Genomic DNA, 21,063 nt, shown 5'->3' with positions numbered 1-21,063 from the left:
AGCTCCGTGGGGACCCGGATCAAATTCGATGCCAAAATCCTGCAATCCGGGTGCCAAAGCTCAAAACGGATCATTTGAGTACAAACGTTGTGACCTCGCGTCGCAGGGCGACGGTCCGGCGCAGCGCTGGCATAGCCGTTGCATAACGCTGCACAGAATTTAGCCAGCTGATCGGAGATAAGATCGTGCTCTCGCGTATTGCGACTTCAATCGACAAACATGCAGCCGTTGCGGCCGCGATGATGACGACCGTAGCGGTCCTCGCGCTACCGGCAACGGCCGGCGCGGAATCGGTGCTGCGCATCGGCATGACTGCCGCAGATATTCCGCGCACGCTCGGCCAGCCCGATCAGGGCTTCGAGGGCAACCGCTTCACCGGCCTCACGATGTACGACGCGCTGACGATGTGGGACCTGTCGTCGGCGGAGAAGCCGAGCGTCGTCATTCCCGGCCTCGCCAGCGAGTGGAAGGTCGACGAGTCCGACAAGACCAAGTGGACGTTCAAGCTGCGTCCCGGCGTCACCTTCCATGACGGCGCGCCGTTCAATGCCGACGCCGTGGTGTGGAACGTCGAGAAGGTGCTGAAGCAGGACGCGCCGCAGTTCGATCCGAGCCAGGTCGGCGTCACCGCCTCGCGCATGCCGACGCTGGCGTCGGCGCGCAAGATCGACGATCTCACCGTCGAGCTGACGACCAAGGAGCCGGACAGCTTCCTGCCGATCAACCTCACCAATCTGTTCATGGCGAGCCCGACGAAGTGGCAGAAGCTCTATGAGTCCGCGACCGGCGCCGACGACAAGGCGAAGTCGCAAGCCGCCTGGGCCGCCTTCGCCAAGGACGCCTCAGGCACCGGTCCGTGGAAGATGGCGAAGTTCACGCCACGCGAGCGGCTGGAGCTCGTCAGGAACGAGGCCTACTGGGACAAGGCACGCATTCCCAAGTCCGACAAGATGATCCTGCTGCCGATGCCGGAGGCGAACGCGCGCACCGCGGCGCTGCTGTCCGGCCAGGTCGACTGGGTCGAGGCGCCGGCGCCTGATGCGCTGCCCGAAATCAAGCAGCGCGGCTTCAAGCTCTACGCCAATGAGCAGCCGCATGTCTGGCCGTGGCAGTTCTCGCGCATCGAAGGCTCGCCGTGGAACGACATCCGCGTCCGCAAGGCCGCCAATCTCTGCGTCGATCGCGAGGGTCTGCGCGACGGGCTGCTTGCCGGCCTGATGGTGCCGGCGACCGGCACGTTCGAGAAGGGCCATCCCTGGCGCGGCAACGTCACCTTCGAGATCAAATACGACAAGGCGGCCGCGCAGAAGCTGATGCAGGAGGCGGGCTTCGGGCCGAACAAGAAGCTCGAGGTCAAGATCCAGACCTCGGCGTCGGGCTCGGGCCAGATGCAGCCGCTGCCGATGAACGAATACCTGCAGCAGGCGCTGGCGGAGTGCTATTTCGACGTCAAGCTCGACGTCATCGAGTGGAATACGCTGTTCACCAACTGGCGGCGCGGCGCTAAGGATCCGTCCGCCAACGGCGCCAACGCCACCAACGTGACCTATGCTGCGATGGATCCGTTCTTCGCGCTGGTGCGCTTCCTGCAGTCGTCGATGGCGCCTCCCGTCTCCAACAATTGGGGCTTCATCAACAATCCGAAGTTCGATGAGCTGGTGAAGAAGGCGCGCCAGACCTTCGATCCGGCCGAGCGCGACAAGGCGCTGGCGGAGCTGCATGCGGCTTCGGTCGATGACGCCGCGTTCCTCTACGTGGCGCATGACGTCGGTCCGCGCGCGATGAGCCCGAAGGTGAAAGGCGTGGTGCAGCCGAAGAGCTGGTTCATCGACTTCTCGCCGATCTCGGTGGAGCCGTAAGCATCCACCATCTACACTTCATCATGGCCGGGCTTGACCCGGCCATCCATGCTTGACCCGCGGAGGGAGCGGTGTGGATGCCCGGGCCTTCGCCGCGCCGAAGCGGCTTCGGCCGCGCAGGCGGGTCAAGCCCGGGCATGACGATCGATAGACTTTCAGTAAGGTGACTCGTGCTTTCTTATGCTGCCAGGCGGATGGTCTATGCGATCCCGATCATCATCGGCGTCGCGCTCGTCTGCTTCATGCTTGTTCACATCACGCCCGGTGATCCGCTCGTCGCGGTGCTGCCGGCCGACGCGTCGCAGGAGCTCGCGCAGCAGCTGCGCGTCGCCTACGGCTTCGACAAGCCGCTGCCGGTGCAGTTCGGGCTGTGGCTGTGGCGCGCCGTCAATGGCGATCTCGGCAGCTCGATCGCGACCGGCCGGCCCGTGCTCGCCGAGGTGCTGCGCGCGGTGTCCAACACCGTGACCCTGGCGATCGCAGCGGCCATCATCGGCTTCTCGCTCGGCCTGTTCTTCGGCCTCGTCGCCGGCTATTTCCGCGACAGCTGGATCGACAAGGTCGCGACCTCGATCGCGATCGCCGGCGTGTCGGTGCCGCATTACTGGCTCGGCATGGTGCTTGTCATCATCTTCTCGGTCGAGCTGAACTGGCTGCCCGCGGTCGGCGCCGGTCCGTCCGGTTCGGGCGCATGGTCGTGGGACTGGGCCCATATCCGCTTCCTGGTCCTGCCCGCGATCACAACATCGGTGATTCCGATGGGCATCATCACCCGCACCGTGCGCGCGCTGACCGGCGACATCCTCAGCCAGGATTTCGTCGAGGCGTTGCGCGCGAAGGGCCTGCGCGAAACCCAGGTGTTCCGCCATGTGCTGAAGAACGCCGCGCCGACCGCGCTGGCGGTCATGGGCCTGCAGCTCGGCTACATGCTGGGCGGCTCGATCCTGATCGAGACGGTGTTCTCTTGGCCCGGCTCGGGCCTGCTGTTGAACTCGGCGATCTTCCAGCGTGACCTTCCGCTCTTGCAGGGCACGATCCTGGTGCTGGCGATGTTCTTCGTCATCCTCAATCTCGTGGTCGACATCGCGCAGGCCGCGATCGATCCGCGCATCAAGCGAGGCTAACGATGAGCGTCAGTCCCCCCGGCGCCATCGACGACGCCTCGCTGCAGGCCGCGCCGGTCGCGAACGCACGCGGCTATTGGGCGACCGTCGGTCGCCGGATCGTCCGCGACAAGGTCAGCATGGTCTGCGTCGCGATCCTGCTGCTGATCTTTCTCTCGGCGCTATCAGCGCCCTATCTGCATCTCGCCGATCCCTATCAGGGCTCGATGATCCGGCGCCTGCGCCACATCGGCACGCCGAACTATCCGCTCGGCACCGACGAGCTGGGACGCGACATGCTGGCGCGGCTGATCTATGGCGGCCGGCTGTCGCTGCTGATCGGCATCTCGCCGGTCATTCTCGCGTTCGGCATCGGCACCATGCTGGGCCTCGTCGCCGGCTATGTCGGCGGCTGGGTCAACACCGCGATCATGCGCACCATCGATGTGTTCTACGCGTTCCCCTCGGTGCTGCTGGCGATCGCGATCTCCGGCGCGCTCGGCGCCGGCATCACCAACTCCATCGTCTCCTTGACCATCGTGTTCGTGCCGCAGATCACCCGCGTCGCCGAGAGCGTCACCACGGGCGTGCGAAACCGCGACTTTGTCGAGGCTGCGCGGGCCTCCGGCGCGAATGCCTTCACGATCATGCGCGCGCATATGCTCGGCAATGTGCTCGGGCCGATCTTCGTCTACGCGACCGGCCTGATCTCGGTGTCGATGATCCTCGCCGCCGGTCTCTCCTTCCTCGGCCTCGGTACCAAGCCGCCGGAGCCGGAATGGGGCCTGATGCTGAACACCTTGCGTACCGCGATCTACGTCAACCCCTGGGTGGCGGCGCTGCCCGGCGTGATGATCTTCGCGGTCTCGATCTGCTTCAATCTGCTGAGCGACGGCCTGCGCAGTGCGATGGATATCCGGAGCTGATGGGCATGGTGATTTTAAACAACGGTCGAACGGCATCGGCAGTGCACCTCTCCCCGCCTGCGGGGAGAGGTCGGATCGCATCGCAAGATGCGATCCGGGTGAGGGGGTACAGGTCTCACCACATACACTTCCCGTGCGGCTGCCCCTCACCCCAACCCTCTCCCCGTAAGAACGGGAGAGGGAGCGCAGCGGCATCTGCCGCACCTACCTGGGTCTATCGCTATGAGTGAAGCAACAGCTGTCATGGGTCTTGCCCCGATCGAGGATCTCGGCGGCAAGGCGCAGCCATTGCTGCGCGTTGATGGGCTCACGAAGCACTTCCCGGTGCGCGGTGGCCTGTTCGGCGCGCGCAAGACGGTGCGCGCGGTCGATGATGTCTCGTTCGCGATCGGCAAGGGCGAGACGGTCGGCATCGTCGGCGAGTCCGGCTGTGGCAAGTCGACGACGGCGCGGCTCCTGATGCATCTGATGGACCGCGATGCCGGCGAGATCATCTTCGACGGCCGGCAGGTCGGCCAAGAGATGTCCCTGCGCGAGCTGCGCCGCGGCATGCAGATGGTGTTCCAGGACTCCTATGCTTCGCTCAATCCGCGACTGACGATCGAGGAGTCGATCGCGTTCGGGCCGAAGGTGCATGGCATGGCGGATGGCGCGGCGCGCGCGCTTGCCCGCGATCTGCTCGGCAAGGTCGGGCTGCGGCCCGCAACCTTCGCCAACCGCTATCCGCACGAGATCTCCGGCGGTCAGCGCCAGCGTGTCAACATCGCGCGCGCGCTGGCTCTCTCGCCACGGCTCGTCATCCTCGATGAGGCGGTGTCGGCGCTCGACAAGTCGGTCGAGGCGCAGGTGCTGAACCTGCTGATGGACCTGAAGCGCGAGTTCGGCTTGACCTATCTGTTCATCAGCCACGACCTCAACGTCATCAACTACATCTCCGACCGCGTGCTGGTGATGTATCTCGGCGAGGTCGTCGAGCTCGGCCCGGTCGAGCAGGTCTGGGCCAAGCCGGCGCATCCCTATACACGGGCGCTGCTGGCGGCGATGCCGTCCTCCGATCCCGACAGGCGCACGGAGGTGCCGCCGCTGTCCGGGGATCCGCCCAATCCGATCGATCCGCCCGCCGGCTGCCGCTTCCACACCCGCTGTCCATTTGCCGAGGCGCCATGCGCGAATGTCGCGCCAAGGTTGACGGAGCTGGATACAATGGGCCATCAGGCCGCCTGCCACATGGCGATCCCCGGCTCGGGACACAGCCGGGCGCCGGCCGCCTGACGAGCGGACACCAGCAGCGAGAAGCGTCAATGACCAGACCCACGCCCCAGCAAGTCCAAGCCATCGCGGAGGCCTCCGGCCTGCCCGTCGACAAGGAGGTTGCGACCCGGATCGCCGACTCGATCGGACCGGCCTTCGACAACTTCGCGGCCGTTGCCGGCACCCTGCCGTTCGACCTGGAGCCGGCGAGCTACGTCGTGGCGCAGACGCTTAAGGTGGGCCGATGAGCACCGAACCTGCCTTGATGACCCTGATGGACGTCGCGAAGGCGATCGCGGACAGGAAGCTCTCTTCGGTCGAGGTGACGCGCTCCTGTCTGCATCGCATTGCGCAGTGGCAGCCGAAGCTGAACGCCTTCATGGCGATCGAGTCCGAGCCGGCGCTGAAGGCCGCCGCCGAGGCCGATGCCGCGCTTGCCAAGGACGGCCCCAAGGGTCCGCTGCACGGCGTTCCGCTCGCGCACAAGGACATGTATTACGAGGCCGGCCACATCTCGACCTGCGGCTCGCTGATCCGGCGCGACTTCGTCGCAACGACGACCTCGACCGCGCTGCAGCGGCTGAAGGATGCCGGTTCGATCCGGCTCGGCACCTTGCAGATGGCCGAATTCGCCTACGGCCCGACCGGGCACAACGCGCATTATGGTCCGGTGCACAATCCCTGGAAGCTCGGCTACGTCACCGGCGGCTCGTCGTCCGGCTCCGGCTCGGCGGTCGGCGCGCGCCTGACCTTCGCGGCGCTCGGCTCCGACACCGGCGGCTCGATCCGCATGCCCGCGAATTTCTGCGGCGTCACCGGCCTGAAGGTGACCTGGGGCCGCGTCAGCCGCGCCGGTGCGATGCCGCTGTCGCAATCGCTCGACACGGTCGGGCCGCTGGCGCAGACGGCGGAGGATTGTGCGCTGATTCTCGGGCTGATGGCTGGTCCCGATCCCGAGGATCCCACCGCCAGCGCGGCGCCCGTGTCGGACTATGTCGCCGCCACCCAGGCCTCGATCAAGGGTCTCAGGATCGGCGTGCCCAAGGCGTTCTATGTCGACGACCTCGATCCTGAGGTGGCGCGCTGTCTCGATGCGACGATCGCGGTGCTGAAGACCGAGGGCGCCGATGTGGTTCAGGTCGAGCTGCCGGATCAGCGCCAGCTCACCGCAGCCTGCCAGCTCGTGCTCGCGGTCGAAGCGGCGGCCTTCCATAAGCGCTGGATGATCGAGCGTCCGCAGGACTATGGCCCGCAGGTGCTGATGCGGCTGCAGAACGCTCTGGCCGTCTCCGGCGTCGCCTATCTCGAAGCGTTGCGCTGGCGCGGTGCGGCCCTGGCGGCGCATGTCGCGGCAACCTCCGGCGTCGATGCCGTGATCGCGCCGGTGTCGCCGCTGGTGACGCCGTCGATCGCCGACAGCGATGTCGGCGGCGCGCCCGGCGCGGAAGCCGTGATCCAGCGCATCACCCGCTTCACGCGCCCGGTGAACTATCTCGGCCTGCCGTCGCTGGCGATCCCGACCGGCTTCACGTCGACGGGACTTCCGGTCGGCATGCAATTGATCGGCCGCTCCTTCGATGAAGCCACCATCCTGACCATCGGCGCCGCGTTCCAGCGCGCGACGGATTTCCACGCCAGGGTGCCGACGCTGCCATGAAGCGTAGCGCTCGCTCCTCACATTCGGTGTCGTCCCGGCCAAGCCTGACGTCGCGCAGCGACGGCAGGCGCAGAGCCGGGATCCATAGCCACCGGCCGTCGTTTTGCGATGGCTCGGAGTGGCGATGGTGCCGCAATTGTGGATCGGGAGTATGGGTCCCGGGTCGGCGCGCGACGGCGCGTTGCGCCGCCGTGCTTGCCCGGGACGACACCGAGTTTGTCAGGATCAGATTGCCATGACCAACCTCGTCGAGATCGACAACCTCACCATCCGCTTCACCGGCGAGCGCACCGTGCATGCGGTGAACGATGTCAGCCTGTCGCTCGGCGATGGCGAGGTGCTCGGGCTGCTCGGCGAGTCCGGCTCGGGCAAGAGCGTGACGATGCGGGCGCTGATGCGGTTGTTGCCGAAGAAGCGCACGCAGATCGCAGGCCACGTCAAGGTGCTGGGCCGCGACGTGCTGGCGATGAGCGATGACGAGCTGTCGCAGTTTCGCGGCCGCTCGGTGTCGATGATCTTCCAGGAGCCGGGGCTGGCGCTCGATCCGGTCTATACGATCGGCCGGCAGATCGCCGAGACCGTGATGCGCCACGAGGGCAAGAGCTACGCGGAAGCCTCCGCGCGGGCGCTGGAGATGCTCGACGTCGTCCGCATTCCCTCGGCCAAGCGGCGGCTGGAGTCCTATCCGCACGAGATGTCCGGTGGCATGCGGCAGCGCGCGATGATCGCGCTGGCGCTGGCGTGCCGGCCGAAGGTGCTGCTCGCCGACGAGCCCACCACCGCGCTCGACGCCACTGTCCAGATCCAGATCCTGCTGCTGCTGCGCGAGCTGCAGCGCGAGTTCGGCATGTCCGTCATCTTTGTCACCCACGACATCGGCGTCGCCATCGAGATCTGCGACCGCGTTGCCGTGATGTATGCCGGAGAGATCGTCGAGCAGGGCAACTTGCGCGACATCGTCCGCCAGCCCGTGCACCCCTATGCCCGGGGCCTGCTGGCTTCGACCATTCACGGCGCAAAACGCGGCGAGCGGCTGCAGACCATCCCGGGCACGCCGCCCTCGCTCGACCGGGCGCCGCGGAGCTGCTCGTTCGCACCGCGCTGCGGCCTGGCGCAGCCGCGCTGCGCGGAGGCGCCGCCGCCGAACGTCGCGCTCGGCCCGCAGCGGCTGGCGCGCTGCATCCTCGCGGAAGCTTCGGCAGGTGTGGCGGCAACGTAACGGTTGGCCCGAAACGCTCCATTCCCAGGCCGGAACTGTGCATCGCGTGTCGAAGCGTCGCGGTCGCCTCGCTAAGGTGCGGCAATGCGCGCCCTCGATCGGCCGCGCCGGTTGAGGACATGCCATGCACGTATCGAACGAAGGTATCTTGGTCATCCTGTTTGTCGGTCTGATCGCTGGCTGGCTGGCTGGCAAGATCGTCCGCGGCACCGGCTTCGGCCTGGTCGGCGACATCGTGATCGGGGTGCTCGGCGCCTTGGTCGCGAGCCTGATCTTCCCGCGGCTCGGAATCCGGATCGGGACCGGCCTCGTGTCGGAAATCGTCTATTCCGCGCTCGGCGCCATCATTCTCCTGCTGGTGGTGCGGCTGGTGCGGACCGGCGGGCGGCTCTAGGGCTCGCGATCCTGCGCGGCTGAACGTTTGCACCGGGCTATGCGACATACCCGAACACATCACTAATTTACGCTAAAGTGAGCATCGTTGGACGCTCACCGCGGGAATCAGTATATTTCGCCTTGTTTGCCGCCAGTTTGTGCCTTTGATCGGCGGTCATGCAGCTCATTTGATCAATTGAAGAGATGGTGGTGATGGCGGCCGCACCTCACGTGAGGCAATCCGAGCTCAGCGATGCCTTGCGCGGTTGCCGCAGCGCCTTCATCGGCGTCGGGGTGATGAGCTGCATCATCAACCTGCTGTATCTCACCGGCTCGATCTTCATGCTCGAGGTCTACGACCGGGTGCTGCCGAGCCGGTCCGTGCCGACGCTGATCGGCCTCATCATCATCGCCGCCGGGCTGTACGCCGCCCAGGGCGCACTCGACATGATCCGCAGCCGCATTCTCGGCCGGATCGGCACCGCGCTCGACGAGAGCCTGAACGCGCGGGTGTTCGACACCGTGGTGCGGTTGCCGCTGTCGGCGGGCGGCCGCAACGAGGGCCTGCAGCCGCTGCGCGACCTCGACAACATCAGGAGCTTCCTCGGCAGCCAGGGGCCGGGTGCCTTCTTCGACCTGCCGTGGCTGCCGCTGTATCTGGCGATCTGTTTCGCCTTCCACGTCATGCTCGGCGTCACCGCGCTTGCAGGGGCCATCATCCTCGTCACCTTGACGCTGATCACCGAATTCCTCACCCGCTCGCCGGCCAAGGAGGCGATGGGGCTCGCCGCGCGCCGCAACGATCTGGTCACCGCAAGCCGCCGCAACGCCGAGGTCCTGGTCGCGATGGGCATGACCGGGCGCATGCTGTCGCGCTGGAGCGAAACCAACGAGAAATATCTCGCCGGCAACCAGCGCGCCAGCGATGTCGCCGGCGGCCTCGGCGCCATCGCCAAGGTGCTGCGCATGATGCTGCAATCGGCGGTGCTCGCGGTCGGCGCCTATCTCGTGATCCACCAGGAGGCGACCGCCGGCATCATCATCGCCGGCTCGATCCTGAGCGCGCGGGCGCTGGCGCCGGTCGATCTCGCGATCGCGCATTGGAAGAGTTTCGTCGCCGCGCGCCAGAGCTGGCGCCGTCTCAGCCATCTGTTGCAGACGATGCCGCAGCGATCGGCGCCGACCCTGCTGCAGCCGCCGGTCGGCAAGCTCTCGGTCGAGGCCATCTCGATCGTCGCTCCGGGGGATCAGAAAGCGATCGTGCAGGACGTCAGCTTCGCGCTGTCGGCCGGCAACGGCCTCGGCATCATCGGTCCGAGCGCGTCGGGCAAGTCGTCGCTGGTGCGGGCGCTCGTCGGTGTCTGGCGTCCGGTGCGCGGCCATGTCCGGCTGGACGGCGCCGCGCTCGACCAATGGTCGACGGATGAGCTTGGCCGCCATGTCGGCTATCTGCCGCAGGACGTCGAGCTGTTCGCCGGCACCGTGGCGCAGAACATCTGTCGCTTCGACCCGAATGCCTCGGCCGAGGGCATCATCGCCGCTGCCAAGGAGGCCGGCGTGCATGACATGATCATCAAGATGCGCGAGGGCTACGATACAGAGATCGGCGAGCAGGGCGCGGCGCTCTCCGCAGGGCAGGCGCAGCGTGTGGCGCTGGCGCGCGCGCTCTATGGCAACCCGTTCCTGATCGTGCTCGACGAGCCCAACTCCAATCTCGACACCGAGGGCGACGAGGCGCTGTCGCGCGCCGTACGCTCGGCGCGGGCGCGCGGCGCCATCGTCGTCGTCGTCGCGCACCGGCCGATCGGCATCGAGGCGGTCGATCAGGTGCTGGTGATGAAGGACGGCCGGGCCCAGGCGTTCGGTCCGAAGGAGACGGTGCTGGCGCAGGTGCTGCAGCCGCGTGCGCCGTCGCCGATCAAGATCGTCTCGGAAGCCGGAGTGGCGAAGCCATGAGCAGTCAGGTCATTGCCGGTCCACTTCCTGGCGGCCGCAAGACGGAAAGTGTGCGCGAGTCGATCCGCCGCCACCTGCTGATCGGCATGGGCGTCGTCGTCGCGGTCGCCGGCGGGTTCGGCGGCTGGGCCGCAACGCAGCAGATCTCCGGCGCGCTGATCGCGCCCGGCCAGATCGTGGTCGAGTCCAACGTCAAGAAGGTGCAGCATCCGACCGGCGGCGTGGTCGGCGAGCTCCGGGCGCGCGACGGCGACGTCGTCAAATCCGGCGACATCGTTGTCAGGCTCGACGACACCGTGACCAAGGCAAGTCTCGCCATCGTCACCAAGAATCTCGATGCGCTGCAGGCGCGCGCCGCGCGGCTGGAGGCCGAGCAGCGCGGCTGGGCCAAGATCCTGTTTCCGCCGCAGCTGCTGCAGCGCATGAGCGATCCCGAGGTCAAGAGCCTGACGGCGAGCGAGACCAAGCTGTTCGAGGTCCGCGTCAACGGCCGCATCGGCCAGAAGGCGCAGCTGCGCGAGCGGGTCACCCAGCTGAACGAGGAGATCGAGGGGCTCTCGGCGCAGGTCAGTGCCAAGGACCAGGAGATCGCGCTGGTGCAGAAGGAGCTCGACGGCGTGCGCCAGCTCTATGAGCAGCATCTGGTGCAGCTGTCGCGCCTGACCACCTTGGAGCGCGACGCCGCCCGGCTCAACGGCGAGCGTGCGCAGTTCATCGCGGCGCGGGCGCAGGCCAAGGGCAAGATCAGCGAGACCGAGCTGCAGATCATCCAGGTCGATAAGGACATGGTGAGCGAAGTGTCCAAGGATCTGCGCGAGACGACCGACAAGATCGGCGAGTTCGTCGAGCGCAAGGTGACCGCCGAGGATCAGCTCCGCCGCGTCGACATCCGCGCGCCGCAGGACGGCATGGTGCTGCAGTCGTCGGTGCACACCGTTGGCGGCGTCATCACCGCCGGCGATACCATTATGCTGATCGTTCCGCAGAGCGACGACCTGCAGGTCGAGGCCAAGGTCAACCCGCAGGACATCGACAAGCTGCAGGTCGGCCAGAAGACCCTGCTGCGGCTGTCCGCCTTCAACCAGCGCACCACGCCGGAGCTGAACGGCGTCGTCAGCCGCGTCTCGCCGGATGTCACCACCGACCAGCGGACCGGCCAGAGCTACTACACCATCCGCGTGTCGATGCCGCCGGAGGAGATCGCACGGCTCGGCGACGTCAAGCTGATCCCGGGCATGCCGGTGGAAGCCTTCGTCCAGACCGGCGACCGCACCGTGATCTCCTACCTGATGAAGCCACTGCACGACCAGCTGATGCGCGCGTTCCGGGAGAAGTGAGATCGTCGGCCGGTCGCTGAGTGGCCACTGGCGGCGCCCCAATTTCGGTGTCATCCCCGCGAATGCGTGGATCCATAGCCACAGGGGGAAGTCGGTTTGCGCAACCGGCGCAACTCGCAGCCTGCCCCAAGACAGATCACGCGGTATGGGTCCCGGGTCGGCGCCCGCCGCCGCTTCGCGTCGCCGGGCTTGCCCGGGACGACAGCGGAGGCTATTCGCCGAGCTTCTCCAGCAACAACTCCAGCGCGCTCTTCGCGAACAAACGCATATTGGCGAAGCGGTCGTTGCTGCCGCTTTCCAGTGTCACCACCGCCGACGCTGGCCCGGCCACGGCAAAACACGCATGGCCCGCCGCATCACCGTAGCGATTGCCGGTAGGACCCGCGGCGCCGGTCTCCGACACTCCCCAATCAGTGGCAAAGCGCGTCCTGATCTGCCGCGCCAACAGCTCCGCATACGGCTCGGACGCCGAGCGGATCCCTTTCATCGCGTCGTCCGGAATGTCCATCAGCACCCGACGCGCGTCGCGGGTATAGACCACGGCGCCGCCGAGGAAATAGGCCGAGGCGCCGGGCACCGCGAGCAGCGACGCCGCGATCAGGCCGCCGGCGGAGGATTCCGCCACCGCGATCGTCTGCTTGCGTGCGACCAGCCGCGCCGCGACCTGACCGGCGATGGCAATCAGTTCATCCATGGCAAACCTCGCTCCGGCTCCCGCCGCACCGTCAAAAAAATGGGCGGCATCCGATGATGCCGCCCGCGACGTGAACAGACAACCCGATCAGGCGGCCACGGGTTCGCGCGCCGCGACCGCCTGGCGGCCGCCGCGATAGACCGTCATTGCCGCGATGATGCCGAGCACGGCGGCGCACATCAGCCAGTAGCCGGGCGAGGCCTTGTCGCCGGTCTTGTTGATGAGCCAGGTCGAGACCGCAGGCGTCGCGGTGCCGAACAGCCCAGCTGCCAGCGCAAAGGCGATCGAGAAGCAGGTGGTGCGGACATGCGCAGGCACGATCTCGACCAGGCAGCCCAGCATGGTGCCGCTATAGACGCCGAAATAGAACGAGAACAGCATTTCGACAGTGAGCAGCTTGCCGAAGCTCGGCGCCGCCGCGAGCCAGTGCAACGCCGGGTAGGCGGTGAGGAATGCCAGCGCCGCGATGGTCACGAGCACCGGCTTGCGTCCGATCCGATCCGACACCGCGCCGCCGACCGGATTCCAGAGAAAGTTGGTCACGGCGACCAGCAAAGTGACGAGCAGTGAATCCGACGCCGACAGCTTCAGTTGCTTGCCGAAGCCGGGACCGTAGACGGTGATGAAGTAGAACATCGTCGTGGTCAGCACGGCGATCATCATGCCGAGGATCACGATGCGCCAGTTCTCCAGCGCCGAGGCGAATACTTCGCGCGCGGTCGGGTGCTTCTTCATCGCGAGGAAGGCCGGCGTCTCTTCCAGCGTGCGGCGCAGGAAGAAGATCAGCGGAATGATCAGGCAGCCGATGAAGAAGGGAATGCGCCAGCCCCAGGCGGCCACGATGTCCGCCGGCATGGCCTGGTTGAGCACGTAGCCGATGACCGACGCGACGAAGATCGCGACCTGCTGGCTGGACGACTGGAACGAGGTGTAGAGGCCGCGATTGCCGGGCGTGGAGATCTCGGACAGATAGACCGACACGCCGCCGAGCTCGACACCGGCCGAGAAGCCCTGCAACAGCCGGCCGAGCAGCACGATGATCGGGGCCGCGATGCCGATCGTCGCATAGGTCGGGCAGAATGCGATGACGATCGTGCCGATCGCCATGATGCCGAGCGTCACGATCAGGCCCTGGCGTCGTCCGATCTTGTCGACATAGGCGCCGAGCACGATAGCGCCGACCGGTCGCATCAGGGCGCCGAGCCAGAACACGCCATAGGCATTGAGCAGCGATGCAGTCTCGTTCTCCGATGGGAAGAACGCCTTGGCGATGATCGGCGCGTAGAAGCCGAACAGGAAGAAGTCGAACTGCTCGAGGAAATTGCCGCTGGTGGCGCGCAGGATCGCGCCGATGCGCGAATGGATCGTGGCCGGCTGCGGGATTGACGTTGAGGACACGCGGGGAGACTCCTACCGTCGAGAGGCTCGTGCGGAGGATTTCTACGCCGGCCGATGGGAAAGGTGCGACAATCTGCCACGTCGAGCCCTGGCGGCCAATAGCTTTGCGCCGAAGGAGCCTAGGCTTGAACAGAATTGGCGGCGGCCGATTTCTGCTGCATTGCACCCTTCAGCCATTGCCGGAACGCCTTCAGCTTCGGCGGATCGGTCCGACCCTCCGGCGTCACCAGATAGAAGCCGGCATCGCTCGGCAGCGTCATCTTGAACGGCACCACCAGCCGGCCCTTGGCGATGTCGTCCTGGACGTAGGCGGTCCGCCCGATCGCAACGCCGAGGCCGTCGATCGCGGCCTGGACGGTCATCAGCGACAGGTCGAAGCTCAGCCGGCCCTGCCGCGACATCTCCACCGGCAGACCCGCCGCGGTCAGCCAGAGCCGCCAGTCGTCGTCATAGCCGCCGCTGGCCTGCAGCAGCGTGTGATGCGCGAGATCCGCCGGACAGCGCAGCGGCTTGTCGCCCTGCAGCAGCGCCGGACTGCATACCGGAAACAGCTCGTCGGCCATCAGCCATTCCGCCCGCACGCCCGGCCAGTGGCCGCGGCCATAGCGGATCGCGGCGTCGACGTCGTCCTTGCGAAAATCGACCAGGCCGGTCGAGGTCGTGATGCGCACGTCGATGCCGGGATGGGCCTCCTGAAAGGCCGTCAGCCGCGGCAGCAGCCATTTCGCCGCCAGCGAGGCGATGGTCGAGACCGTCAGCACCTTGGCGTTGTCCTTGCGAACCAGCCGTTCCGTTGCCAGCCGGAGATCGTCGAATGCGGCGCGCACGAGCGGAAGATAGTCGCGGGCCTGTGGCGTCAGCGCGAGGCTGCGGTTCTGGCGGACGAACAGGCGGATGCCGAGCTCGTCTTCCAAGCGCTTGATCTGATGGCTGATGGCGGTCTGCGTCACGTTCAGCTCGGAGGCCGCGCGGGTGAAGCTCAGATGCCGCGCCGCAGCCTCGAACGCCCGCAATCCATTCAGCGACGGTAGCCGGGCCATTCGCGGCCTCCCGGTTCATGATGTTATTTCATCCGAAACGGTAGTAAATGTCGTTTGTGGATGAAGCGCAAGCGCTCGATATTGCAGCCTCAAGGAATTTTCAGGAGGCTTTCATGTCCGTCTACGTCTCCTCGTCAATGACGAAACATCATGGCCCGGGGTTCTGGTCCGGCGTCGTGGAGCTGCTTGCGGCCTGGCGCTTCCGCTACCGGACCCGGCACGAGCTCGGGCAGTGGTCGGAGCGCGACCTGCACGATCTCGGCCTGTCCCGCAGCGATATCGCCGCCGAGATCGATAAGCCTTTCTGGCGGGGTTGATCCCCCTCACTCATCCCGCCGCGCCGGCGCCGCTCCGCAAAGGAGGGCGCCGGCAAGCTTCCCCGTTGGAGCCGCGCATGCCGACGCCCGCCATTGCCGATCTCGCTGCCGGCTCCAACACCATTCACACGCGGCGCGGTGAGGAGGTGCGCCTGCGCTTCGTCACACCTGACGACGCCGAGGCGCTGCAGAGCTATGTCCGGTCCTTGAGCCAACGCTCGCGCCACAAGCGTTTCCTCGGCGCGCTCAACGAGCTGCCAAAGGCGGTGCTCGAGGATTTCGTCGCGCTCGGCCGCAACGACCGGTACAGCCTGATCGCGACGATGGACCATGACGGCGTCGAAGGCATCGTGGCCGAGGCGCGCTATGCGCTGGACCGCGCCACTGGTCGCGTCGAGTTCGGCCTCTCGGTGCTCGACCGCTGGCACGGCCACGGCATCGGCCCGGCCCTGATCGCAAATCTCGAGCGGCGCGCCCGCGCGCTCGGCGGCGCCACGCTGTCAGGCGACGCGCTGCGTACCAACGACGTGATGATCGCGCTCGCCCGCAAGGCCGGTTTCACGATCCAGCCGCATGCGGATGACTGGACGCTGGTGAGGTTCGAGAAGGGGCTGAGCGGCGTGGTGGCGGATTCACCGAGTGCAGATTTTCAACTTATCAGTCGCGGGCTGCAAGCCGTGATGTTCGACAACAAATAGCGGTCGTCATGTCCCGCGAAGGCGGGGCATCCCGTACGCCGCGGCGTTACAGTGTCATCGGCTATCAGTTGCGATTGCTAAATCGCTCGATCCAGCCGGGCGATGACAGTCGTTGTGAGGCGCCGACCTATCCACGTCATTGCGAGCGAAGCGAAGCAATCCAGAGTCCTTGCTCGGCCCTGGATTGCTTCGCTTCGCTCGCAATGACGAGGTGAGAGAGCGGTGCTCGAAACAGCTACAGCTCCGAGCGACATCAGCTCTCAAAACGTCTCGACCCATGGCCGCAGCTCCATCTCCCAGCTCCAGGCGCTGCGCGGCTGCTGCAGCACGCTCCAATAACTCGCGGCGATGGCATCCGGATCGAGCATCGAATTCGGTCGCTCCGCCGGCTCCTGGCGTTCCGCGCTCCTGATCGCGCCGTCGATGACGAAATGCGCGACGTGGATGCCCTGCGGCGACAATTCGCGCGCCATGCTCTGGGCTAGGCCGCGCAGCGCGAACTTGCCCATCGCGAACGGCGCCGACTGGGCGTAGCCCTTCACGCTGGCGGAGGCGCCGGTGAACAGGATGGCGCCGTGCTCGTTCGGCAGCATGCGCTGTGCCGCCTGCTGCGCCACCAGGAAGCCGCCGAAGGCGCTGATGGCAATCGACTGCTGCACGTCGGCCGGCACGAGATCGGTGAGCGCTCCGCGCGCCCGCGCGCTGGCGTTGTAGACCACGAGATCGGGCGCGCCGATCTCGCGCTCGACGATGCCGAACAGCCGCTCGACCTCCTCCGGATTGGTCGCATCGCAGGGGTAGGCGCGGGCGCCGGTTTCGTTGCAGAGCGCTCCGAGCTTCTCGATCTTGCGGGCGGCCAGCGCCACGCGGATCTTCTCGCGCGCGAACAGCCGCGCCAGCGAGGCCGAGAGCCCTTCGCCGGCACCGACGATGAGGGCGATCTTGTAGGCAGGGATGTCCATGGGCATGTCCTTGAGCCAGAGCGTCCGCAGACATCAAGCTAGTGCACCGGCGGCCGACTTCCTACGGCTCGTCCCCACATTTTTGCTGCGCGTCCTCAGGTGGGACGCGGCTGCAATCCGGCGAGGCAGCCGATCTCCTCCAGCACGACATCGAGCCGGCTGCGATCGTGCAGGAAGGCATATTTGCCGCGGAGCATCGCCAGCGAGCGCGCGTGATATTTCTGCGGCTTCTGCATCCACGTGAAGTCGCCGAACTGGACGCGAAAGGCATCGCGTTTCTCGGCCAGCGCCTGTTCATTGGCGAGCGTCCACGGCATGAACAGCGCGCCGACCTGGCGGGTCAGGATCGGCATCAGGGTCAGCGACAGTTCCGGCCACAGCTCGAACTCGCCTTCGGCGCGCGGCCACAGCATGCGGTGGATCCAGGCCAGCACGTGCGGCGCGCGGCCCTCGATCAAAGCGCCTGCGGTCGGATCAGTCCACAGCTCGTAGAACTGGGCCCACAGTCCGAAATCGCCATAGGCCGGACGCCGGCCGAACAGATACGGCCTGACCGAGAGATGCCGTTCGAGCAGGTCGAGCATTTCGGCAAAGCCCTGCTCAATCTGCGGCGCGTTGATCTCGTTCGAGCCGACGTACCACAGCCGCTCGACCATGCGCGCGCGGATCTTCTCGGCCAGTTCGCCGACCTCGATCTCGTCCGCCTTGGGGGCGCGGATGCGGGCGATGCGCCCGGCTGAGGCGCGCTGGTCGAGATCGCGGGCCCAGCGATAGTGGAACATCCACTTGTTGCCCCACTCGTCGCCGAACTCCTCGATCAGGGCCGAGATGAAGCTCGTCAGCGCGTCGCCTGGATGAATCGTCGGCTGCGGAAAGTCGAGCTCGAGCGCATCGATGATCGGCGTCGAATCCTGCATCGGCACCTCGTCGGGAGCGACCACCAGCGGAATGATCGGCATCTTGGCGTGCCGCGCGAACTCGGTCTCGCTTTCCGCGTTGCGCAATATCCAGTGATGCGGAATGCCCTTGTAACGCAGATACGATCGCACCTTGACCGAATAGGGCGACATCTCCGCCCCGAAGATGCGATAAACCTCCGTCGGCTGATTGGTCATGGATCTGCTCCCGGTTCGGCGCACGCCGCTGCCTGTTGTGTATCCGATCAGGCGCAACCTGTCGAAGAGTCCATCAGAGACTTGCGGAAACGAACGAGGGCTTAACGATCATGCATCAGTTCCTGAAGCGCGATGACGTGATGACCGGCGGCGCGAGGCCGGAGCTGCTGGCGCCCGATACCACCGGGCTGAACTTCTATCGCGCCGACCCCGCGCTCGCCGATCTCTTGCGCATCCATCTGCCCGAGGCGCTGTTTCGGCACCTCGTGCCGCATCTCGACCGTCTCGGCGAGCTCGCCGGCTCCTATCTCGACGAATGCGCCCGCCTGGCTGACCGCCATGGCCCTGTGCTGCACCAGCGCGACCGCTTCGGCCGCGACGTGCAGTGGGTCGAGTACCATCCGGCCTATCGCGAGCTCGAGCGCGCCGCCTTTGGCGAGTTCGGCATCCACGCGATGTCGATCCGCAAGGGCATTCTCGGCTGGCCGACCAAGTATCCGGTCACGGCCAAGCACGCCTTCACCTTCCTGTTCAACCAGGCGGAGTTCGGTCTGGGCTGTCCGATCAACGTCACCGACGGCTGCGCCAAGCTGCTGGCGAGCTTCGGCAGCGACGGGCTCAAGGCCAAGTACCTCGATGGCCTGACCCAGACCGACATGAGAAAGCTGACCCAGGGTGGCCAGTTCATGACCGAGAAGGAAGGCGGCTCCGATGTCGGCACGTTGACGACGGTCGCCGTGCCGGAGGGCGACCATTGGCGCCTGCATGGCGAGAAATGGTTCTGCTCCAATGCCGACGCGAAAGTGGTGATGCTGCTGGCGCGGCCACAAGGTGCCGAAGCGGGAACGCGCGGCGTCGGCCTGTTCCTGATGCCGCGCTTCCTCGATGACGGCAGTCAGAACCACTATCGGATCGTGCGCCTGAAGGACAAGCTCGGAACGCGCTCGATGGCCTCGGGCGAGATCAAGCTGGAGGGTGCCGTCGCCTATGCGGTCGGGAGGCTCGATCGCGGCTTCGTGCAGATGGCCGAGATGGTCAACTCGTCGCGTCTCTCCAACGGCGTCAAGTCGACCGCGCTGATGCGGCGCGCCTGGCACGATGCCATCACCGTCGCGCGCAATCGGGTGGTGTTCGGAAAGCCAATCGTCGATCTGCCGCTCGGGCGGCGGCAATTGCTCAAGATCCTGCTCCCGACCGAGCAGGCGCTGTCGATGAGCTTCCTCACCGCCGACGCGCTCGACCGCGCCGAAGCGGGCAGCCAGGATGCCGCGGCGCTGCTGCGAATCCTGACGCCGACCCTGAAGTTTCGCGCCACGCGCGACGCGCGCAAGGTCTGCGGCGATGCGTTGGAGATGCGCGGCGGCATCGGCTATGTCGAGGAGTTCGTCACCGCGCGGCTGCTCCGCGACGCCCATCTCGGCTCGATCTGGGAAGGCACCGGCAACATCGTCGCGCTCGATGCGTTGAAGCGCGCCGTGGGCCGGCACGGTGCGGAGGCCGCGCTGGCGGCAGATCTACATGCACGGCTCGACGACAGCGCCGCCGTGCCGCAGGCCTGGCGCGACCAGCTGCATCGATTCGTGGATCGGGCCGTGGGCTTTGCGCGCGAGGTCGCGGGACGCGCCGACAATGAGTCCGAAGCGCGCCGCGCCACCAGCCTGCTGTATCACGTGGCGAGCGCCGTCTCGACGACCTGGGAAAGCGCGCGCATCCACGCGATGCGCGGCGACGCGCGCAGGCTGTTGCTGGCGAAGCTCGTCGTCGCGCACCGGCTGACGCCGTCCGATCCGTTCCGGCTCGCGGAAAATAGGATGGATGATGCCATCGCGACCCTGCTGCTCGGCGAACGTGCCGCTGACATGGAGGAGGTTGGCGAACTGCTGTCAGCGGCGTAGGCTTGCCGCGACCAACAACAAACAAGATCGGGAGAACGCCAATGAAAGCCGCCGTGCTGATGGAGGTCAACAAGCCGCTCGTCATCGAGGACGTCAGCGTGCCAAAGCCGGGGCCGCGGGAAGTGCTGATCCGCACGGCGGTGGCCGGTCTCTGTCATTCCGACCTCCACTTCATCGAGGGCCTGTATCCGCATCCGCTGCCTGCGGTGCTCGGCCATGAATCGGCTGGGATCGTCGAGCAGGTCGGCTCCGACGTCACCTATGTGAAGCCGGGCGATCACGTCGTCACCTGCCTCTCGGTGTTCTGCGGCACCTGCGACAACTGCACGACGGGCCGCCCGGTGCTGTGCACCGATGCGACGGTGAAGATGCCGCCCGGCGCCTCCAACCGGCTGTCATGGGCGAGAGCTGAGAAGCTGCATCAGTTCCTCAATTTGTCGTCCTTTGCCGAGCAGATGCTGGTGCACGAGAATGCGATCGTGAAGATCCGCCCGGACATGCCGCTCGATCTCGCGGCGCTGATCGGCTGCGGCGTCATCACCGGCTATGGCGCCGTCGTCAACACGGCGCGGGTAACGGCCGGCGAGACGGTGGCCGTGATCGGTTGCGGCGGCGTCGGCATGGCCGCGATCAACGGGGCGGAGATCGCGGGCGCGGGCCGCATCATCGCCATCGACACCAATCCGGCCAAGCTGCAGCTTGCGACGAAACTGGGCGCGACCGACATCATCAATCCCACTGAGGGCGACGTCGTGGCCCAGGTGCGCGAGCTCACCAAGGGCGGCGTGCATCACGCCTTCGAGGTGCTCGGGCGCAAAGAGACCGCCGAGCAGGCGTTCGCGATGCTGGCGCCGGGCGGCACCGCGACCATCGTCGGCATGATCCCGTTCGGCCAGAAGATCGAGCTGCACGGCTTCGACTTCCTGCGCGAGCGCCGCATCCAGGGCTCGTCGATGGGCTCCAACCATTTCCGCGTCGACATGCCCCGACTCGTCGAGTTCTACTTGCGCGGCAAGCTGCACCTGGAGGACTGGATCTCCGCCAAGCTGAAGCTGTCGGAGATCAACGAGGGCTTTGCCAACATGAAGGCCGGCAAGACCTTGCGCAGCGTGATCATGTTCGACGCATGAGGTGAGGGGTCGGGTGTGAGGCAGGTGGTCCGGCGGATCTGCCTATTCGTTACCCGTCATGCCCGGGCTTGACCCACGGCTGTCCGGTTCAGACAGACTGGACATGGTGCATGGCGTGGATTCTTCTGCGG

Annotated in this window: 19 protein-coding genes; 14 read left to right on the top strand and 5 right to left on the bottom strand. The window is 66.4% G+C overall.

All coding sequences use genetic code 11. From position 1 onward, the window contains the following. The first annotated feature begins 239 nt into the window (after positions 1–239). The 10 genes from ACQR2C_RS19750 (at position 240) to ACQR2C_RS19705 (ending at position 11,683) form a co-directional block, all read left to right on the top strand. A complete protein-coding gene (locus ACQR2C_RS19750) occupies positions 240–1,859 on the top strand; it encodes an ABC transporter substrate-binding protein (protein WP_316182841.1) in 1,620 nt (539 codons plus the stop codon). Between the two features lie 170 nt (positions 1,860–2,029). Next, entirely contained in the window at positions 2,030–2,983 is a 954-nt protein-coding gene (locus ACQR2C_RS19745) for an ABC transporter permease (RefSeq protein WP_315805220.1), read from the top strand. 2 nt (positions 2,984–2,985) lie between these two features. Further along, positions 2,986–3,888, top strand: a complete 903-nt coding sequence (locus ACQR2C_RS19740; protein ID WP_315805219.1) for an ABC transporter permease — start codon at positions 2,986–2,988, stop codon at positions 3,886–3,888. Positions 3,889–4,110: 222 nt separating this feature from the next. Further along, on the top strand, positions 4,111–5,160 hold the full coding sequence (locus ACQR2C_RS19735) for an ABC transporter ATP-binding protein (RefSeq protein WP_434881897.1): 1,050 nt from the start codon (positions 4,111–4,113) through the stop codon (positions 5,158–5,160). A 29-nt stretch (positions 5,161–5,189) separates the two neighbouring features. Next, positions 5,190–5,387 carry a hypothetical protein gene (locus ACQR2C_RS19730; RefSeq protein ID WP_315805217.1) on the top strand — a complete coding sequence of 66 codons (198 nt, stop codon included), beginning with the start codon at positions 5,190–5,192 and terminating at the stop codon, positions 5,385–5,387. Then, positions 5,384–6,796: an amidase gene (locus ACQR2C_RS19725; protein ID WP_316216677.1), complete on the top strand. Its 1,413-nt coding sequence runs from the start codon at positions 5,384–5,386 to the stop codon at positions 6,794–6,796. The genes ACQR2C_RS19730 and ACQR2C_RS19725 overlap by 4 nt, the downstream gene beginning before the upstream one ends. A gap of 235 nt (positions 6,797–7,031) precedes the next feature. After that, complete coding sequence (locus ACQR2C_RS19720) at positions 7,032–8,015, top strand: ABC transporter ATP-binding protein (RefSeq protein WP_434881896.1); 984 nt, start codon at positions 7,032–7,034, stop codon at positions 8,013–8,015. Between the two features lie 124 nt (positions 8,016–8,139). Then, the gene (locus ACQR2C_RS19715; RefSeq protein WP_316182845.1) at positions 8,140–8,409 is read left to right on the top strand and encodes a GlsB/YeaQ/YmgE family stress response membrane protein; all 270 of its coding nucleotides are present in this window, start codon (positions 8,140–8,142) and stop codon (positions 8,407–8,409) included. Between the two features lie 194 nt (positions 8,410–8,603). Beyond that, positions 8,604–10,346, top strand: coding sequence for a type I secretion system permease/ATPase (locus ACQR2C_RS19710; protein ID WP_434838535.1), 1,743 nt, complete (start codon positions 8,604–8,606; stop codon positions 10,344–10,346). After that, a complete protein-coding gene (locus ACQR2C_RS19705) occupies positions 10,343–11,683 on the top strand; it encodes an HlyD family type I secretion periplasmic adaptor subunit (protein WP_315805212.1) in 1,341 nt (446 codons plus the stop codon). The genes ACQR2C_RS19710 and ACQR2C_RS19705 overlap by 4 nt, the downstream gene beginning before the upstream one ends. 211 nt (positions 11,684–11,894) lie before the next feature. On the opposite strand, the gene ACQR2C_RS19700 is transcribed toward ACQR2C_RS19705, so the two are convergent. The 3 genes from ACQR2C_RS19700 to ACQR2C_RS19690 all read right to left on the bottom strand — a co-directional run bounded on the left by ACQR2C_RS19700 (position 11,895) and on the right by ACQR2C_RS19690 (position 14,815). Then, positions 11,895–12,377 carry a CinA family protein gene (locus ACQR2C_RS19700; RefSeq protein WP_434881895.1) on the bottom strand — a complete coding sequence of 161 codons (483 nt, stop codon included), beginning with the start codon at positions 12,375–12,377 and terminating at the stop codon, positions 11,895–11,897. Between the two features lie 87 nt (positions 12,378–12,464). Further along, entirely contained in the window at positions 12,465–13,775 is a 1,311-nt protein-coding gene (locus ACQR2C_RS19695; RefSeq protein WP_316182847.1) for an MFS transporter, read from the bottom strand. Between the two features lie 119 nt (positions 13,776–13,894). Beyond that, a complete protein-coding gene (locus ACQR2C_RS19690) occupies positions 13,895–14,815 on the bottom strand; it encodes a transcriptional regulator GcvA (protein ID WP_434881894.1) in 921 nt (306 codons plus the stop codon). Positions 14,816–14,928: 113 nt separating this feature from the next. Between ACQR2C_RS19690 and ACQR2C_RS19685 the strand changes: the two genes are divergently transcribed. Further along, the gene (locus ACQR2C_RS19685; protein WP_434881893.1) at positions 14,929–15,132 is read left to right on the top strand and encodes a DUF1127 domain-containing protein; all 204 of its coding nucleotides are present in this window, start codon (positions 14,929–14,931) and stop codon (positions 15,130–15,132) included. Positions 15,133–15,209: 77 nt separating this feature from the next. Beyond that, positions 15,210–15,830, top strand: coding sequence for a GNAT family N-acetyltransferase (locus ACQR2C_RS19680; protein ID WP_315805207.1), 621 nt, complete (start codon positions 15,210–15,212; stop codon positions 15,828–15,830). A 260-nt stretch (positions 15,831–16,090) separates the two neighbouring features. On the opposite strand, the gene ACQR2C_RS19675 is transcribed toward ACQR2C_RS19680, so the two are convergent. Then, positions 16,091–16,792, bottom strand: a complete 702-nt coding sequence (locus ACQR2C_RS19675; RefSeq protein ID WP_434881892.1) for an SDR family NAD(P)-dependent oxidoreductase — start codon at positions 16,790–16,792, stop codon at positions 16,091–16,093. 95 nt (positions 16,793–16,887) lie between these two features. Next, on the bottom strand, positions 16,888–17,907 hold the full coding sequence (locus tag ACQR2C_RS19670; protein ID WP_434838537.1) for a glutathione S-transferase family protein: 1,020 nt from the start codon (positions 17,905–17,907) through the stop codon (positions 16,888–16,890). Positions 17,908–18,017: 110 nt separating this feature from the next. Here ACQR2C_RS19670 and ACQR2C_RS19665 point away from each other — a divergent pair, with 110 nt between their 5' ends. Next, a complete protein-coding gene (locus tag ACQR2C_RS19665) occupies positions 18,018–19,802 on the top strand; it encodes an acyl-CoA dehydrogenase family protein (RefSeq protein WP_434881891.1) in 1,785 nt (594 codons plus the stop codon). Positions 19,803–19,843: 41 nt separating this feature from the next. Continuing rightward, positions 19,844–20,932, top strand: coding sequence for a Zn-dependent alcohol dehydrogenase (locus tag ACQR2C_RS19660; RefSeq protein WP_316239409.1), 1,089 nt, complete (start codon positions 19,844–19,846; stop codon positions 20,930–20,932). Positions 20,933–21,063 lie beyond the last annotated feature (131 nt).

Origin of the sequence: Bradyrhizobium sp. HKCCYLRH3061 (assembly GCF_051168015.1) — a bacterium.
In the GTDB taxonomy this organism is placed as follows: Bacteria; Pseudomonadota; Alphaproteobacteria; order Rhizobiales; family Xanthobacteraceae; genus Bradyrhizobium.
The sequence above is the reverse complement of the archived record's forward strand: the minus strand, read 5'-3'. Positions and strand labels throughout refer to the sequence as shown.